This is a genomic window from Pseudomonas sp. Y5-11 (assembly GCF_022368695.1).
GTDB lineage: Bacteria > Pseudomonadota > Gammaproteobacteria > Pseudomonadales > Pseudomonadaceae > Aquipseudomonas > Aquipseudomonas parakoreensis.
This window is the reverse complement of record NZ_CP058974.1, coordinates 4539996-4557638: the sequence shown is the minus strand read 5'-3', so window position 1 is coordinate 4557638 and position 17643 is coordinate 4539996. Positions and strand designations below refer to the sequence as shown.

Annotated in this window: 15 protein-coding genes; 5 read left to right on the top strand and 10 right to left on the bottom strand. The window is 62.4% G+C overall.

Annotated features, from left to right (window positions below; genetic code table 11):
• Positions 1-48: 48 nt before the first annotated feature.
• A complete protein-coding gene (locus tag HXW87_RS19975; RefSeq protein WP_131671289.1) occupies positions 49-825 on the bottom strand; it encodes an NAD(P)H-dependent oxidoreductase in 777 nt (258 codons plus the stop codon).
• Between the two features lie 84 nt (positions 826-909).
• Between HXW87_RS19975 and HXW87_RS19970 the strand changes: the two genes are divergently transcribed.
• Positions 910-1803, top strand: a complete 894-nt coding sequence (locus HXW87_RS19970) for a LysR family transcriptional regulator (RefSeq protein WP_217325308.1) — start codon at positions 910-912, stop codon at positions 1801-1803.
• 253 nt (positions 1804-2056) lie between these two features.
• Positions 2057-2842: a DeoR/GlpR family DNA-binding transcription regulator gene (locus tag HXW87_RS19965; RefSeq protein ID WP_047293524.1), complete on the top strand. Its 786-nt coding sequence runs from the start codon at positions 2057-2059 to the stop codon at positions 2840-2842.
• Positions 2843-3030: 188 nt separating this feature from the next.
• On the opposite strand, the gene HXW87_RS19960 is transcribed toward HXW87_RS19965, so the two are convergent.
• The 7 genes from HXW87_RS19960 to HXW87_RS19930 all read right to left on the bottom strand — a co-directional run bounded on the left by HXW87_RS19960 (position 3031) and on the right by HXW87_RS19930 (position 11973).
• Positions 3031-4314, bottom strand: a complete 1284-nt coding sequence (locus tag HXW87_RS19960; RefSeq protein WP_239777574.1) for an FAD-binding oxidoreductase — start codon at positions 4312-4314, stop codon at positions 3031-3033.
• A gap of 149 nt (positions 4315-4463) precedes the next feature.
• A complete protein-coding gene (locus tag HXW87_RS19955) occupies positions 4464-5828 on the bottom strand; it encodes a glutamine synthetase family protein (RefSeq protein WP_239777573.1) in 1365 nt (454 codons plus the stop codon).
• A gap of 548 nt (positions 5829-6376) precedes the next feature.
• Positions 6377-7720: a chromate efflux transporter gene (chrA, locus tag HXW87_RS19950; RefSeq protein WP_239777572.1), complete on the bottom strand. Its 1344-nt coding sequence runs from the start codon at positions 7718-7720 to the stop codon at positions 6377-6379.
• A gap of 65 nt (positions 7721-7785) precedes the next feature.
• A complete protein-coding gene (locus HXW87_RS19945; protein WP_095668906.1) occupies positions 7786-8679 on the bottom strand; it encodes a LysR family transcriptional regulator in 894 nt (297 codons plus the stop codon).
• Between the two features lie 247 nt (positions 8680-8926).
• On the bottom strand, positions 8927-9826 hold the full coding sequence (locus HXW87_RS19940; protein ID WP_239777571.1) for a bestrophin family protein: 900 nt from the start codon (positions 9824-9826) through the stop codon (positions 8927-8929).
• A 35-nt stretch (positions 9827-9861) separates the two neighbouring features.
• The gene (moaA, locus tag HXW87_RS19935; protein WP_239777570.1) at positions 9862-10860 is read right to left on the bottom strand and encodes a GTP 3',8-cyclase MoaA; all 999 of its coding nucleotides are present in this window, start codon (positions 10858-10860) and stop codon (positions 9862-9864) included.
• A 261-nt stretch (positions 10861-11121) separates the two neighbouring features.
• A complete protein-coding gene (locus HXW87_RS19930; RefSeq protein WP_095668909.1) occupies positions 11122-11973 on the bottom strand; it encodes a CAP domain-containing protein in 852 nt (283 codons plus the stop codon).
• Positions 11974-12171: 198 nt separating this feature from the next.
• On the opposite strand from HXW87_RS19930, the gene HXW87_RS19925 reads away from it, so the two are divergent.
• A complete protein-coding gene (locus tag HXW87_RS19925) occupies positions 12172-12792 on the top strand; it encodes a cell wall hydrolase (RefSeq protein ID WP_047293535.1) in 621 nt (206 codons plus the stop codon).
• Here HXW87_RS19925 and HXW87_RS19920 read toward each other — a convergent pair.
• Positions 12789-13676, bottom strand: a complete 888-nt coding sequence (locus HXW87_RS19920; RefSeq protein ID WP_239777569.1) for a LysR family transcriptional regulator — start codon at positions 13674-13676, stop codon at positions 12789-12791. The two genes, HXW87_RS19925 and HXW87_RS19920, sit on opposite strands and share 4 nt — an antisense overlap.
• Before the next feature lie 103 nt (positions 13677-13779).
• Between HXW87_RS19920 and HXW87_RS19915 the strand changes: the two genes are divergently transcribed.
• Positions 13780-15168: an MFS transporter gene (locus HXW87_RS19915; protein WP_239777568.1), complete on the top strand. Its 1389-nt coding sequence runs from the start codon at positions 13780-13782 to the stop codon at positions 15166-15168.
• Here the strand turns inward: HXW87_RS19915 and HXW87_RS19910 are convergent.
• Positions 15116-15829: a murein L,D-transpeptidase catalytic domain family protein gene (locus tag HXW87_RS19910; protein WP_145595391.1), complete on the bottom strand. Its 714-nt coding sequence runs from the start codon at positions 15827-15829 to the stop codon at positions 15116-15118. The two genes, HXW87_RS19915 and HXW87_RS19910, sit on opposite strands and share 53 nt — an antisense overlap.
• Positions 15830-15979: 150 nt before the next feature.
• Here HXW87_RS19910 and HXW87_RS19905 point away from each other — a divergent pair, with 150 nt between their 5' ends.
• Complete coding sequence (locus HXW87_RS19905; RefSeq protein WP_239777567.1) at positions 15980-17596, top strand: L,D-transpeptidase family protein; 1617 nt, start codon at positions 15980-15982, stop codon at positions 17594-17596.
• Positions 17597-17643: the final 47 nt, after the last annotated feature.

Sequence of the window (17643 nt, the reverse complement as noted above, 5' to 3'; positions counted from 1 at the left end):
CGTCGCCGAGCGGGAGCAAGCTCCCTCGCCACAAAGGTCCAGGTATCTTTACCGTGTGTGGGCCGCAAAGCCCTCAAGCCCCGGGGCTATACCTTCCTTCAACGTCAACGCCGGAATCTCATAATCGCCGGCATTCTGCTGCCGATACGCAATCGGCCGCGTGCTCCACAATTCATCCAGACGCGTACCCAGTGCCTCGCAGGTCTCGGCAAACCGCGCTTGATCCATGCGGCTGGCGCGGTACACCAGGAAGGGTGGCACCACGTCGAAACCGGGGTAGAACAGCACGCCGTGCTGGATCGGAAACAGCAAATCATCAATCGGCCCGTTGATCCCGCGCGGGCTGTAGTGAGAATCCCAGCCTCCGGTGGTGACCAGCAGCATCGCGCGTTTGCCTTTCATCTTGCCTTCGCCGTAGCGCTCGCCCCAGCGCGCATCGGAGTGTTCGCCGACACCGTAGGCAAACCCGTAGGCATACACGCGCTCGACCCAGCCTTTGAGGATGGCCGGCATGGTGAACCACCACAGCGGAAACTGCAGGATCAATGCGTCGGCCCACAGCAGTTTTTCCTGCTCGCGGGCGATGTCGGCGGACTGCCGGCCCTGTTGGTAAGCCAGTTTCGAATCGATCGAAGCGTGGAATGGCCGGCTTTCATCGCGACCGGGGGCGTCATCGGCGTCGATCGTGGTTTTCCAGTTCATCGCATACAGGTCAGAGACCTGCACGGTGTGGCCGGCGGCTTGCAGGCGCTGGACGGTGAAGTCCTTGAGCGAGCCGTTGAGCGAAGTGGGTTCGGGGTGGGCGTAGACCAGTAGCACATTCATGTCGTAACTCCTTGGTTGGATGCAGGCAGGATCAGTCCTTGATCGGTATATTGGAAATGAATGTCTGATATGTCAGGTATAGCCATGAATAATTTACGACGTCTGGATATAAACTTGCTGTTGACCCTAGACGTGTTGTTGGCAGAACACAACGTAACCCGCGCCGCAGAGCGGTTGAACCTGTCGCAGCCGTCGGTGAGCGTGCACCTGGCCAAGCTGCGCGAGATTTTCGGCGACCCGCTGTTGCTGCCCGGCCCTCGGGGCATGCGCCCGACTGCACGGGCCGATGAACTGCGCGAGCCGTTGCGTGAAGCGCTGCAGGCACTGGAGCGCGCGGTGGCGCCGGCCAGCGCGTTCGATCCGGCGCAGGCCAGGCACATCTGGAAAGTCGCGGCGACCGATTACGGCGAGTCGACGGTGGTGCTGCCAGCCCTCAGCGGTTTGCGCCTTCAGGCGCCGGGCACGCGGCTGGCGGTGCTTGATCTGGTGCCGGCGCAGTTGGCCAGGCAGGCGGAGCAGGGCGTGTTTGACTTGGCGCTGCACATCACCGAAGACGCGCCGCTGGATCTGCATCAACGGGTGCTGTTTACCGAGCATTACGTGTTGGTCGGGCGTGTCGGGCATCCGGGTTTGAAGCGTAAGCCGACTCGCGAACAGTTCTGCGCGCTGGAACACGTGATGGTGTCGCGCGAGGGCGGCGGTTTTTTCGGGGTCACCGACAAGGCGCTGGCCGAGGTCGGTTTGGCGCGCAAAGTGGTGTTGTCGGTGCCGCATTTTCTGATGGTGATGTCGGTGCTGGCCAGTACTGATCTGGTGGCGATGCTGCCGTCACGGCTGGTGCGCGGCAACCCGGCGTTGCAGGTGGTGGACGCACCGCTGCAGGTGCCGGGCTACGAAATGGCAATGTTCTGGGGCGAGCGCGCGCACCGCGACCCGGCACACAAATGGCTTCGCGAGCACTTGGCGGCGTCGGTGTGACGTATCAGGCGTGGCCAAGGGCAATCGCAAAAGACACCACGATCATGCACGCAAACGCAAAATTGAGATTCATCAGCTGTTCATCCTGAGCCTTTTTAAAGTGAGGCCATTCTGAACAGGGGCCATGCAAAGAAAAAATTCGGCCTGTTGATTCCAATGATCGAAACAATTGATACCCGCCGGTTTGTGTTTGCCCGAGGCTTTCGCTAGTCTCGGCAAAAACCTGCAACTACAAGCACAAACAGGCAAAACCATGCACGATCATTCGGTCACCGAACTGCCCTCCCTGCGCCGGCAGAAAATCCTCCTGATCCTCGAGCGCGACGGCAAGGTCATGGCCTCCGAGTTGAGCCAGCATTTCGCCGTGTCCGAAGACACCATTCGCCGCGACCTCGCCGAACTGGACAACGCCGGGCTGGTGCAGCGCGTGCATGGCGGGGCACTGCCACGGCCCAAGGACAGCGGCAAGGATTACTTCACCCGGCTGGATGAGACCGATGAGGTCAAAGTGCGGTTGGCGCAACGGGCAGCGCGAGAGGTGGAGGACGGGCAGATTGTGCTGTTCGATTCCGGCTCCACCACTTTGCAGGTGGCACGCTCGCTGCGGGCGGATATCCAGATCACCGCGGTGACCGCAGCGCCGATGACGGCCATCGCGTTGTCTGAGTACAAGGGCGTGAACGTGATTCTCGCCGGAGGGCAACTTAATCCGCGCACGATGGCGGCCGGCGGGCACGAGGCGGTGCGTATGCTGGCCGGGATCAAGGCGGATCTGGCCTTTACCGGCGTCTGCGCGATTCACCCGGAAGTGGGCATCACCTCGCTGCACTTCGATGAAGTGCCGGTGAAACAGGCGCTGCTCGACAGCGCGACGCGGGTGATTGCGGTGACCACGGCGGACAAGCTCGGGGCGGTCGAGCCGTTTGTGGTGGCGCCTTGTACTCGCCTGCATACGCTGATTACCGAGCGGCATGTGGCGTCGGGCAGTGTCGAGGATTATCGGCGATTGGGGATTGTGGTGGAGCAGTTGCCGGACTGAGGTTTTTTGCTGAGGCTGATGGCCTCATCGCTGGCAAGCCAGCTCCCACAGGTTTTGGTGGTGTACATCAGGTTGAGTACGACACGGACACTGTAGGAGCTGCCGAAGGCTGCGATCTTTTGACTTTGTTTTTAAGATCAAGATCAAAAGATCGCAGCCTTCGGCAGCTCCTACAGGGATCGGGGGTGTCAGCGAAGGCGTTCAAGCATCTGGTAATACCACATCCCCGCCGCCAGCAACGGATTGCCCAGTAAATCCCCCATCGGCACCCGAATGTGCTGGCACTGCGCAAAGGTGTCGAACTGTTCCATCTGCCCGGTGATCGCGCTGCTCATGATTTCGCCCATGATGTGCGTCGTCGCGATGCCGTGTCCCGAGTAGCCCTGACAATACCAGACGTTGTCCGAGAGCTTGCCCAGTTGCGGGATGCGGTTGATCACGATGCCCATCGCGCAGCTCCACTGGTAGTCGATCTGCACCCCTTTGAGCGCCGGGAAGGTCTGCTCGATACACGGGCGCAGCTCGGCGGCGATGTCCCGTGAATCCTTGCCGCTGTAGTTGGCGCCGCCACCGAACAGCAGACGACCATCAGCCGTGAGGCGGTAGTAATCGAGGACGAAACGGCAGTCATACACCGCGAGATCTTCGGGGTTGATCTGCCGCGCCAGATCACCCAGCGGCGCGGTGGTGACGATGCCGCCCATGGCCGGGAAAATCTTGCCCTTGAGCTGACCCGGTTCGAGTTTGTGATAGACGTCGCCGGCGAGCATGACCTGATTGGCGTCGATCTGGCCGTGGGCGGTGCGTACGCCCGGGCTCTTGCCGTGAATGATCTCCAGCACTTCACTGTTCTCGAAGATCAATGCACCAAGACTTTCTGCCGCCCGCGCTTCGCCGATACACAGGTTGAGCGGGTGCAGATGCATGTTGCGCGTGTTCTTGATTGCGCCGTGGTAGAGGTCGCTCTGCAGCAGGTCGCGCACTTGACTGCGGTCGAGCAGGCTGACTTCGTCGCCGAGGCCGCGACGCACGGCTTCCTCGTAATCATTGCGCAAACCGGCCATGTGGCTCGGCTTGTAAGCCGCGTGCAGATGACCGTGTTTGAGGTCGCACTGAATGCCGTATTTCGTCACGCGCTGCTGGATGATTTGATGCCCGCGCCAGCGCAGGTGCCAGATGAAATCGTCGACCTCATCGCCGAGTTTCGGGCGCATCTGTTTGCGCATCGCGCCGTCGCCGGAGAGGCTGCCGGTGACTTGTCCGCCATTGCGCCCGGTGGCGCCCCAGCCGATCTTGCGGCTCTCGACGATGGCGACTTTCAGGCCTTTTTCGGCGAGTTCGACGGCGGTGGCGACGCCGGTGAAACCGCCGCCGACGATCACCACATCAACCTGGTGCCGGCCCTGCAGGGTCGGGTAATCGGTGTCCTGGTTGAGGGTGGCGGTGTAGTAGGAATTGCAGCGTTGGGTCATGTTGGTGTCCACACAAATTCTTTGGTTATACGCGGTCACTTGTGGGAGCGAGCCTGCTCGCGAAGGCGTCGTCACATTCAACCTATTAAGTGACTGACACACCGCTTTCGCGAGCAGGCTCGCTCCCACAGGAGATTAGTGGTGAGGCTTCAGGCTTCGGTCAGGTACCAACGCCAGTCCTGCTCACCCACCTCGGCCATGAACTGCCGGTACTCGGCACGCTTCACCGCCAGGTACACGCCAAGAAATTCCTGGCCCAGGGCATCCCGCGCCCACGCAGAATTTTCCAGCGCCTGCAGCGACGTCAGCCAGTCGGTCGGCAGCAATTCCTTGGCCTGCGCATAGCCGTTTCCCTCGACCGGCGCACCCGGATCGAGGTTTTCACGAATCCCGCGATGGATCCCGGCAAGGATCGCTGCCGCCGCCAGATACGGGTTGGCGTCGGCGCCGCAGATGCGATGTTCGATATGCCGGGTGTTGGCCGGGCCGCCCGGTACACGCAGGCTGACGGTGCGGTTGTCGACGCCCCAGGTCGGCGCCAATGGCGCGTAGCTGTTGGCCTGGAACCGGCGGTAGGAGTTGGCGTTGGGGCAGAACAGCAGCAGCGTATCGAGCAGCGAGGCGAGCATGCCGCCAATCGCCGTGCGCAGCAGCGGGGTGCCGGCCGGATCCTCGGCGGCGAACAGATTGCGCCCCTCGCCATCAGCAAGGCTGACGTGCATGTGCATGCCGGTGCCGGCCAGATCATCGAACGGCTTGGCCATGAACGTCGCCTGCATGCCGTGCTTGTGCGCCACCGCTTTGACCAGACGTTTGTAGCGCACTGCCTGATCCATCGCGACCAGTGCGTCGCCGTGTTCAAGGGTGATTTCCACCTGGCCTGGTGCATATTCCGAGATCGCCGTGCGCGCCGGAATGCCGTGCAGTTTGCAGGCACCGTAGAGGTCGGCGAGGAACGGTTCGATCTGCTCCAGTTCGCGCAAACCGTAGACCTGAGTGTGTCGCGGTCGGCCGCCATCGGCATCCAGCGCCGGTTGCGGACGGCCGTTGTGATCGCGTTTGGCGTCGAGCAGATAGAACTCCAGTTCGCACGCCATCACCGGGTGATAACCCTCGGCCTTGAGGCCGTCGATGACCTTGATCAGCAGATGACGCGGGTCGGCGATGCTCGCTGGCATCCCCTCGGTCGGGTGCATGCTGACCTGCACTGCCGCGGTGGGAATCTGCCGCCACGGCAGGCGCACCAGACTGCCTTCGAGCGGGTAGGCGCGGCAGTCGATGTCGCCGACGTCCCACACCAGCCCGGAGTTTTCCACGTCCTCGCCCTGCACAGTCAGGCCGAGGATGGTGCTGGGTAGCGGGCGACCGCTCTGGTACACGGCAAGCAGTTCTTCACGGTGCAACAACTTGCCGCGTGGCACGCCGTTGGCATCGAGGATGAACAGCTCGATCATGTCGATATCGGGGTTTTGTTCAAGGAACAGGCGTGCGTCTTCGATGGCTGCGAATTTCATGGTCAATCACTCACGATGGCGCCGCGCAGGCGCGCAGAATCGGGCCGGACACGACGCGGTAAATAGGCGTGGGTGTCCTGGCAGGGATATCAAAAAGAAAAAAGTATTTCGCTAATGCCCGGCAGTCGGAAGTGACACTGAACCTGTGGTGAGGGGATTTATCCCCGACGGCGCGCGTAGCGGGCCAAAAAGATAGGGACTGCTGCGCAGTCCATCGGGGATGAATCCCCTCACCACAATGGATCTTTTCTGACTGTCGGAATCAGCAGGCGATATCCGGCGGGCGTGCGGAGTGGCGCAGCTTGGAACGGCGCAGGGCCATGGGGAGATTGACGATGCGATTCATGCGCGGCCCCTGTGACAGAGGGCGCACATAGCGGAGACGTTCAACCTTTCTGGTTGTTGTGGTGACGTACTCATAACGCGTGTTTCCGTTGGCGGAAAACGTCGGTGGCGGGGCAGACCCGCCGACCGGTGTGCCCGGATAGTAAGGGGCAATCTGCGGGTGTGTAAACCGCTGATTGCGCCCCGGCACCGTTGGACGACGTTCAGCGCAGCAGGTGAAAGCCCAGCCCGGCAAGGGCGCAAACGATCAACACTTCGATCACCCCGCGCTTGAAAATGAACAGCGCCAATGCCGCCAGCAGCGCCAGCCCGATCGAAAACAGATCCGGATGCCCGGCGAAACCGCTCGGCCAGAACACGTGATAAGCGAAGAAACACGCCAGGTTGAGGATCACCCCGACCACCGCCGCGGTGATCGCGGTCAGCGGTGCGGTGAATTTCAGTTCGTCGTGGGTCGATTCCACCAGCGGCCCGCCGGCGAGGATGAACAGAAACGAAGGCAGGAAGGTGAACCAGGTCACCAGCGTCGCCGCCAGTGCACCGGCGGCGAATGCATGTTCCGCACCGAACGCCGGTTGCACGTAACCGCCGATGAAACCGACAAACGCCACCACCATGATCAGCGGGCCGGGTGTGGTTTCGCCGAGGGCGAGGCCGTCGATCATCTGCGTCGGCGTCAGCCAGCCGTAGTGCCCGACCGCGCCTTGATAGACATACGGCAATACCGCGTAAGCACCACCGAAGGTCAGCAGTGCGGCTTTGGTGAAGAACCAGCCCATTTGCGTGAAGGTGCCGTCCCAGCCGAACAGCGCGGTCAGCAGGCCCATCGGCAAACACCATAACGCCGCGCCGATCAACAGCAGGCGCCACAGCTTTGGCAGGCTGAATCGCGCATGCTCAGGCGTCGGCGTGTCGTCATCGATCAACGCCGGGCCGAAGGATTTGGCACTGCTGCGCTGACCGCCGTTGTTGAAGCGCTGTGGCGCCAGTCGCCCGCCGAGATAACCGATCAGTGCCGCCCCGAGCACGATCAGCGGGAACGGTAGATCAAAGGCGAAGATCGCCACGAATGACGCCCCCGCGATGGCCCACAGCCAAGCGTTTTTCAGCGCCCGCGAGCCGATGCGGTGCGCCGCGTGCAAGACAATCGCGGTCACCGCCGGTTTGATCCCGTAGAAGATTCCGGCGACCACCGGCACGTCGCCGAAGGCGATGTACAGCCACGACAGCGCAATCAGAATAAACAGCGACGGCAGCACGAACAGCGCCCCGGCGATCACCCCGCCCCAGGTGCGATGCAACAGCCAGCCAATGTAGGTCGCCAGTTGCTGGGCCTCGGGGCCGGGCAGCAACATGCAGTAGTTGAGCGCATGCAGAAACCGTCGCTCGGAGATCCAGCGCCGGCGCTCGACCAGTTCCTGATGCATGATCGCGATCTGCCCGGCCGGGCCGCCGAACCCGATGCAGCCGAGCTTGAGCCAGAAGCGCCAGGCCTGGCGCAGCGTTACGGGAGCGGGTCTGGGCAAATCTTCGGGTGAGGTGTTCAAGCGCGGCGCCTGCGGTGGATGTTGTCGGAGCCGCTATCTAAGCAGTTTTTTGTTCAAGTGTGGTGTCAGGCTTGGCCCTTTCCAAACAACTTGCGTGCCTCGGCGAAGCACTTCTCGGCAATCGCCGAACGCGGTTCGGTCTTGCGCATCACCAGCCCCAGCGGTGCCAGCACACTGGCATCCGGCAATTGCATGAACGACAGGTGTTCGATCGGTTCTTCCAGCCCGCTGTCCAGCGGCATGATCGAGCAACAGAAGCCCTGATGAATGGCCTGTAACAGCTGATAGGTCGAATCGCTTTCCAGGATCGGCTGCGGATTGAGGCCGCGACTGCGGAAACTCAGGTCGATGGATTTGCGGTAATGCATGCCGGTGGTGATCATCCCCAGCGGCAGTTCGGCGGCGTCCTCCCAACTGATGTCCGAGCCTTCGAAATGGAAGTGGCGGTTGTCGTAAAGCAGCCCGACGCGGGTTTCGCCAATCTCGAAAAAATCGAAATAGTTAGGGTTGACGTGGTCGAGGTAGCACACGCCCAAGTCCAGTTGATTGTTGCCAAGCTCGGCGATGATCTCGTCGGAACTCCCCGACGACAGACTGAATTTCAACTCGGGATACGTGCCGGACAAGCTCTGGATGTAAGTGATCGGGTTGAAGTTGCTCAACGGCACCAGGCCCAGGCGCAGGCTGCCGACCAGTTGCCCGCGGCACGCTGCGGCTTCGGCAAACAGGCCGTCATGCGCGGCCAGCAGCGTGCGGGCCCAGGCCAGCACTCGTTCGCCGGCCTCGGTAAACCCTTCAAAGCGCTGGCCGCGATTGACCAGCACCAGATCCAGCTCATCTTCCAGATTGCGCAGACGCATCGACAGGGTCGGCTGGGTAATGTGGCAGCGGGCGGCGGCCTGGCCGAAGTGTCGGGTTTCGTCCAGCGCGATCAGGAACTTGAGTTGTTTGATGTCCACGATGGCACCTGCTCGTTGAGAAATCGGATTGAGTATCGACGCAGCGGCGCGCAGCGCACGAAAAACGCGAGGTGCGACGATCTCACCTGACGGTATGTGCGCCGGATCGGAAGAATTGAATAGCCTGGCGATCCGCTCTGGCGCCCATGGTTTCAAAGGCGTTGGCCGAGGTCAACGGCGTCGATAGAGCAGATCGATCATGGGGTGGGTCAGAGTGATCAGACCGTACTTGCGGGGGAGAGCGAGATCAGCTCAGCACATAGTCCACCGGCAGCAGCATTGCTGGAAGGTCGGCCACGCCCAGTTCGCTGAGGACATCGCGCTCGATGGTGCGCACCAGCGAGTCGGTCGCCAGGTCGTTTTCGTCGCGACCGAACGGGTCTTCCAGCTCGTCGGCAATCGCGTCCAGACCAAAAAATGTGTAGCTGACAATCGCGGTAAACAGCGGGGTCAGCCAGCCCAGCGGTTCGGCCATGGCGAACGGCAACAGAATGCAGAACAGGTAGATGGTGCGGTGCAGCAGCAAGGTGTAGGGGAAGGGTAGCGGGGTGTTTTTGATCCGTTCGCACACCGCTTGCGCCTGGGTCAGGCTCGTCAGGTGATTGGCCAGCAGCATGTAGCGCCACTCGCTCAGTTCGCCACTCTGTTGCAGGTCGGAGCACTGTTGGCCGACCTGCTGCAGAATGCGCCCGCTGTAGTCCGGCACCTGTGCATCGTGTTGCGGGGTGATCCACGCACGGCTGGCCGCCGCTTCGCTTTCCCGGCGCAACCGCGCATTCAGCGAGTGGGCGAAACCGCAGAGGTTGAGCAGCAATGGCTTGCGTTGCACCGATTCGCGGATGACCTGGGTTTCGCGGATCACCGAACGAATGTGCACCAGCACATCGCCCCAGGCTTTGCGCGCTTCATACCAGCGGTCGTAGCAGGCGTTGTTGCGAAAACTCATGAAGATCGACAGCGACAAGCCGAGCAAGGTGAACGGCGTGGCGTTGACCTTGGTGAAGTTGCTCGGGTGGAGCATTTCCATCAGCACGATGGCCGAGGCCAGCAAGGTGACCATCAGCGTGCGCAGGGCGATGCGTTTGGCGATCGAACCCTTGAGGGTGAAGAGGATGGCGAACTGGTTGACCTTGGGTCTGATGATCATGCTGGGCGATCCCGGTTACGCAGGGTGAGGGCGGCTCAACCGCCGGTCATGTTCATGAAGCGCACGACCTGAACGTCGTCGTTCACTTCGAAGTTGTGCCGGTACGGCTTGAGTTTCATCGCCTCGATAATGGCCTTTTCCAGCCGCTGCGGTTGCCCCGGATGAGCGCGCAACACGGCTTTGAGGTCCACCGAATGCTCGTTACCCAGACACAGTAGCAAACGCCCTTCGACGGTCAGCCGCACGCGGTTGCAGGTGCCACAGAAATTGTGGCTGTGCGGCGAGATAAAGCCCAGGCGAATGTCCGGTGTTTCGGCCACGCGCCAGTAGCGCGACGGGCCTTGGGTCGACTCGGCGGAATCGATCAGGGTGTAGCGCTCGGCGATTTTCTCGCGCACTTGGACACTGGAGAAAAACGACTCGGCGCGACTGTGTTCGCTGATGATCCCCAGCGGCATTTCCTCGATGAACGAGACGTCGAGCTGGCGGTCGATGGCGAAACTCACCAGATCGTTGATCGCCTGATCGTTGCGTCCCTGCATCACCACCACGTTGAGTTTGGTTCGGGTGAAACCAGCCTTGCGCGCCGCATCGATGCCCTTGATCACCTGCGCCAGATCACCGGTGCGGGTCATTTGCTTGAAGCGATCCGGGTCGAGGCTGTCGAGACTGATGTTCAGGCGGCTGACCCCGGCGTCGAACAGCGGCGCGGCGAGTTTGTCCAGTTGCGAGCCGTTGGTGGTCATGCACAGCTCACGCAGGCCGGGCAGGGCGGCGATCTGTTCGCACAGTTTGACGACGCCCGGACGGATCAGCGGCTCGCCGCCGGTCAGGCGAATCTTGCGCGTGCCCAGCGCCACGAAGCTCTGCGCCAGTTGATAGATCTCCTCCAGCGTCAGCACTTGCTGGCGCGGCAGAAACTGCATGTCCTCAGCCATGCAATACACGCAGCGGAAGTCGCAGCGGTCGGTAACCGACATGCGCAGATAGTCGACGCGGCGGTTGTAACCATCGATCAAGACACGCTCTGACATGACAGCCTTGCAGGAGTAGAGAAGCCGCATTGAGCGGAAAGAATGGAGTGCACGCAGGTTAGGGGCAACGTTGGCAAGCGTCCAATCACTATTAGTGAATGGCTGATTGATGCGCTCGATGATGAACTGATAGTTCACCGAGACGACGATCCGGGTTGAACGCCGACAGTGGGCGTGCTCGTGAAGGCGCCCGTGCAGTCGCCACCATTGTCAGAGTACATCCACTGTCAGCTGTGACCGCTGATGTTCCATCAATCAGGGTTATGGCGCGCCAAACATCGCGGTCCAGTAAATGCCGGCGCTGCTTTTCGGGTCGGTCGCGTAGGCGGCGCCGAGTTCCTTGTATTGTGGGTTCATCAGGTTGGCGCAGTGACCGGAGCTGGCAAGCCAGCCGTCGACGACCTTGCGCACGGTATCTTGCCCGGCGGCGATGTTTTCGCCAACCAGTTGGCCGCCGTAGCCGGCCAGTTCGGCGCGGTCGCCCGGGGTGCGGCCGTCACGGTCCTTGTGGTCGAAGTAATTGTTGTTGGCCATGTCGCGGCTGTGATCCTGAGCGATGCTGCCCAGGCTTGCACTCCAGGCCAATGGTGCCGCGGCGGCAAAGGCCTGGCCGCCGCATTGACGTGGCTGGGCGCGAGCGGCGTTGAGTTGTTCAAGCAACTTCTGGCCTTCGCTCTGCGCATCCCCGAGTTTTGCCGACAGCAGTGGTCGTGCCAGCACTATGCGCCAGTCGCGATCGGCGCGGCTCACGCCGACATCGACGAACTGCGGATCCAGCACCACCTGACAGAAGCTCTCCTCAATCGCCTTCATCGCCGACGCCGCATCGCGCGGGCCGTTGAGGGTGATCGCCTGCACATTGACCATCGGGTAACTGGCGCTGGCCATGGCCTGTTGCAGATCGACTGCTCCCGCGGCCGGCAGCCTCAGTCGCGGGTCGGCCGACAGCGGTGGCAGTTCATTGGACGCCTGGCTGCCGCAACGCTGCGGTTGGCTGCGGTAAGTATTGATCGACTCGATCAGTTGCGACTCGTCGGCAGCCATGGCCGAGGCGGCCACGGCCAGCCCAAAGGACAGCGCGGCAAAGCGCAAAACGGATGGCATGAAACGCATGGAAATCTCCTTGAGCGGAATGCGCTCATGATGCGCGAAAGGCCCCCGGTCCGTGCAATGTCTTTTTCTTCATCGAGCCGGTTTTTCTGCGGAACGTTACGCCGGCCTTTGCCGTCTACACTCTCCGAAGGCCCCGGGAACCGGGCGTCTCCCCCACGAAACACCTTGCCCGGAACGGGCGCTGCCGGAAGAACTGACATGGGATTGAAATGGTTGGCTGGCTGTTTCGCAGTAACCCTGATGGCCGGTGTGGTGATGGCCACCGATCAGGCCCCGATCAAGGCCAAGGCCGAAGAAAAAGCTCAGGTGCTGGAAGAGAAAGCCGCTGACAAAGTCAGCGCGGCGCCGGCACCCAAATCCGAAGCGATCACACCGACTGAAGTACAAGCCGTGGACCCCGCCGGCACCGCGCCGCTGGACGATCCGATCACCTGCCTGGCACGTAGTATCTACTGGGAAGCCAAGGGGCGCGACACTGCGGAAATGCAGGCCGTGGCCAGCGTGGTGATGAACCGCCTGGGCCATGATGGCTTTCCCGACACCGTGTGTGCAGTGGTCAAACAAGGGTCGGAAACCAAGAGTTGCCAGTTTTCCTGGTGGTGCGATGGCAAGGCCGATCAGGTCAAGGAAGACGCTGAATACACCTTGGCCAAGGACATCGCCGGCAAGGCGCTCAACCGCCAGTTGCCGGATCGCACCCGTGGCGCGTTGTACTTTCATGATCGCAACGTGCACCCGAGTTGGGCCAAGGAGTACAAAAAGACCGCCGCGGTCGGCAAATTCCTGTTCTATAAACCGGCCGGCGGCGATGCGCGTTAGACGCAGACTTCCCGTACGCAATTGCGCAACCAGCGGTGCGCCGGGTCGGCGTCCATGCGCGGGTGCCAGAGCATCGATACGCTGATCGGCGGCATCCTGAAGGGCAGGGCGAAGCTGTGCAGACCCATGCGCAGCTTGCTGGTGTGACGCTCTGGAACCGTGGCGATCAGGTCTGATTCGCGGACCAGCGTCAGCGCCGCCGAAAACCCGCCGAATGAAGTAACGATATCCCGCGTCAGACCCGCAGCCAGCAACGCTTCGTCCACCGGGCCGCTGCTGCGCCCGCGACGTGAGATGAGAATGTGCTGGCCGCCGGCGAAGCGTTTGCTGCTGATCTTGCCCGCACTCAATGGATGGCCCTCACGAACTACACCAATCCAGTGATCCTGAAACAGGATACGGCTGTGCAGCGCCGGGTCGGTGCTGTCATCGACCACACCGGTCTCCAGATCCACCCTGCCTTCACGTAGAAGGGTGCTGTCCTTGTCGGCCTTCTGCACAAAGCGCAGGCGCACGCCGGGTGCTTCTTCGGCGATGCGCGCGAGCAGGGCGGCGGCGAAGGTTTCAACAAAACCGTCGGTGTTGCGCAGGGTAAAGGTGCGCTGCAACTGGCCGGGGTCGAGAATCTCGGCGGGGCGCAAAGCGGCCTCGGCTTCCTGCACCAGCGTGCTGACCCGCTCACGCAACTCCAGCGCACGCGGGGTCGGCACCAGGCCACGCCCGGCGCGCACCAGCAACGGGTCGCCGGTGGTCTCGCGCAGCCGGGTCAGCGCACGGCTCATGGCCGACGGGCTCAGCTGCAGAATTTGCGCGGCGCGGGCGACGCTGCCTTCGCGCAGCAGTACGTCAAGGGTGATCAACAGGTTAAGGTCCGGTGCGCTCATGACATGGCGTTCCATGCAGGTATCAAGTGCAAAGCATGCGTCTTGCGCCCTGCCTTGTCGAGACTCAGGCTATGCCGTCTGACCTTCGCACCAGGAGCGCCCAATGCCCGGATCCCCCTTGCCCCCTCAAGCCCGCTGGGCGCTGACCAGCCTGGCGCTGTCGATGTTGATGCCGTCGCTGGACACCAGCATCGCCAACGCCGGATTACCCACCCTGGCCGCCGCGTTCGATGCGACGTTTCAACAGGTGCAATGGATCGTGCTGGCGTATCTGCTGGCGGTCACCACGTTGATTGTCAGCGTCGGGCGTCTGGGCGATGTGTTCGGGCGGCGGCGATTGCTGTTGATCGGCATTGGCATTTTTACCAGTGCGTCGTTGTGTTGCGCACTGGCTCCGGGGCTTGGCTGGTTGATCGGCGCGCGGGCCGTGCAGGGCCTGGGCGCGGCAATCATGTTCGCCTTGACCGTGGCGCTGGTGGCTGATGCGGTGCCCAAAACGCGGGCGGGCAGTGCGATGGGCCTGCTCGCGACGATGTCGGCCACCGGTACCAGCCTCGGGCCGTCACTGGGTGGTCTGCTGATCGCGCAGGTTGGCTGGCCGTCGATCTTTGTCCTCAACGTGCCCTTGGGCCTGCTCAACGCGTGGCTGGTTTATCGCTATCTGCCGGCGGATCGGCCGGTGCGGGCGGGTGTTGCGTTTGATTATCTCGGCAGCGCAGTGTTGGTCTTGACGCTGGCGGCCTATGCGCTGGCGATGACGCTGGATGGATTCACCCTGGTGTTGCTGCTGTCGAGCGTAGGCGGGGCGGGGCTGTTTATTGCGGTCGAGATCAAAGCCAGAGCGCCGCTGATTCGTTTGTCTCTCTTCAGCGATGCGCGTCTGAGCAGCAGTCTTGCGCTGACATTGCTGGTGACGACGGTGATGATGACCACGCTGGTGGTCGGGCCGTTTTACCTGAGCCGAGGCCTGGGGCTGGGCAGCACCGTGGTCGGCCTGGCGTTGTCAGTCGGGCCGCTGCTGGCCGCGTGTGGCGGGGTGCCGGCCGGGCGTCTGGTGGATCGCTTCGGTGCGCGGCGTGTGGTGCCGGGGGCGTTGCTCGGGATGGTCGGGGGTTGCAGCTTGTTGGCGTTGTTGCCGATGCGTCTCGGCCTGCCGGGGTATCTGTTGCCGATGGCGGTGATTGCCAGCAGTTACGCGTTGTTTCAGGCGGCGAACAATACCGGGTTGATGGCGACGGTCAGTCAGGATCAGCGCGGCGTGGTGTCGGCTTTGCTCGGGCTGTCGCGCAATCTCGGACTGATCACCGGCGCGGCGGTCATGGGCGCGGTGTTTGCCTCCGCTACCGGCAACCCGACGCAAGCCCCGGCCGAGGTCATCGGCAGTGGCTTGCACTGCACGTTCGGGGTTGCGGCGGCGCTGATGGCCATGGCCCTGATCGTCAGCTGGCGTGGCTACTCAAGATACTCGCCACCTGTTGTGGCTGGCAGTTGAGGTACGGCGAGGACTTCAGCCAGCGCTGATCCGGGTACCAGGAGAACATGAACTGGCCGTCCTTGAGTTTGTCGATCACCTGCCTTGCCACTTGCGGACGCACCGCCGGGCAACCCTGGCTGCGACCGATTCGGCCTTGACGCTTGCTCCACAGCGGATTCACGTAGTCGGCGGCGTGGATCACGATGGCGCGGTCGCGGGCCAGATCATTGAAGCCCGGCTCCAGACCGTCCATGCGCAGCGAATAACCATGGGTTCCCTCGTAACTTTCCTGGGTGCGGAACAGCCCGAGGCTGGACTGGTAGCTGCCTTCGCGATTGGAGAACTGAGTGGCGAAGTTTTCCCCGGAATTCGAACCGTGGGCGACCAGGTCGCGCAGCACCAGTTTCTGTCTGCTCAGGTCGAAGATCCACAGCCGGCGCGCGGTGGAGGGTTGCGAGTAATCGATGATCGCCAGATGGCGTGAGGGGCGCGCGCCATTGTTGACCGCGCATTGCATGGCGTTCAAGGCGCCTTTGAGCGCTTGGGGATTGAGTTCCGGCGCGGCGTGCGCGAGGCTGGTGAAGAGAACCGGCGATGGCTTGCCGGCGGCGAAAGCTGGGCTGCTCACGGCGACGAGGGTCGCGCTGGTCAGCAGAAGTCGGCGCAAAAACGTCAACATTTATACAGTGTCCTCACTGGCTACTTATTTGGCACTTTGGCTCCTGACTCCCAGTCATACCCGACAGACCCCTGTTTCGAGCCTGACTGTTCAGCGCACCTGATGTAAGGTTGACCGTCAATGAGACGGCCACGGATTGGAGTAAAGCAGTTGTTCAAAAAGTACGCATGCTACTTGAGCATTTGTTTGCTCGCTGCGCCGTTTGTCGCTTGTGCCGATGAACCCTTGCCGCCGTTGCAGACCCTGCCGACGCCGCCGGCGCAAATGCCGGTCGAACCACAAAGTCCGCTGCAAGCGGTGCTGATCGGTTTGCCTCAGGCATGCCCGGCGATTGCCGCACAGCTGAGTGGTCCGGCGCTGGCGCAACTGCAAGCGTTCTACCAGCAGCAGGACTGGCTGCCGGTGTGGGCCAGCGAGTCCGGGCGTTTGCCGGCCTTGCGTGCGCAGTTGCAGTTGTTGGCCGACGATGGCCTCAATCCCAAGCGCTATCCGGTGGCCGTCAATCCACCGCAGGACGGCGAGTTGTGTGCCGATATCGACATCAGCCGCTTTTATCTGCAAGCGCTGCAAGACCTGCATTTCGGGCGTCTGTTGCAGTCGCATTTCGAGCCGCTGTGGCATGCCGATGACACCCCGCGTGATCGTCAGGCGGAATTGCTGGCGATCGCGGTACCCGGCCTGCACGACATCAAAGCCGCGTTCGATCTGGCGCGTCCGCGTCTGGCGCAGTATCAAAGCCTGCGTCATCTCTATGCCAGCCAACGGCTGCAGGCCTTGCCGCACTGGCAGGCGGTGGGCAACGGCCCGCTGCTGCGCCCGGCGATGGAGGACAAACGCGTGCCGGAACTGGCCCAGCGGCTGTTCAACGAGGGCTATCTGACCCACGTCACCGGCACGCCCGGCAATGCCTATGAGGGTGTGCTGGTGGAAGCGGTGAAGAGCTTTCAGGCCAACCATTCATTGCAGGCCGACGGGGTAGTCGGGCCGGGGACGATTGCCGAGCTCAACATCAGCCCGCTGACGCGCCGCGAGCAGTTGCGAGTCAACCTCGAACGCTTCCGCTGGCTGGCGCAGGACATGGAGCCCAATGGCTTGCTCGTTAACGTCGCCGCCGCCGAACTGACCCTGTATCAGGGCGGCGTGCCGGTCTGGCAGACCCGTACCCAGGTCGGTCGCGCCGAACGGCAGACCCCGCTGCTCAAATCCCGGGTCACGCGCCTGACCCTGAACCCGACCTGGACCGTGCCGCCGACCATCTGGAAAGAAGACAAACTGCCGGCGATCCGCAAGGATCAGACCTTCCTCAGCCGGCAGAACCTGCAAGTCCTCGACGCCCATGGCCAGCCGTTGGCCGCGGCGGATATCGACTGGGACAATCCCGGCAACATCATGCTGCGCCAGGAGGCCGGGCCGCGGAATCCGCTGGGGCAACTGGTGATCCGCTTCCCCAACCCGTTCGCCGTGTACTTGCACGATACGCCGAGCAAGGCCCTGTTCGACAAAGGCCCGCGCGCTTTCAGCTCGGGCTGTGTGCGGGTCGAGCACCCGATGCAACTGCGCGACCTGCTGTTGACCCCGGCGGAACGTACGCGTACCGACACGTTGCTCGCCACCGGCAGCACCCACGAATTCCGCCTGTCGGCCCCGGTGCCGATCCTGATGACCTACTGGACGGCGCAGGTCGGCAAGGATGGGCAGGTGCGTTATGCGCCGGATATCTACAGCCGCGACAGTGCGCTGCTCGCCGGGCTCGACGGGGCACACTGACCGATCTCTGTAGGAGCTGCCGCAGGCTGCGATCTTTTAATTTTGCC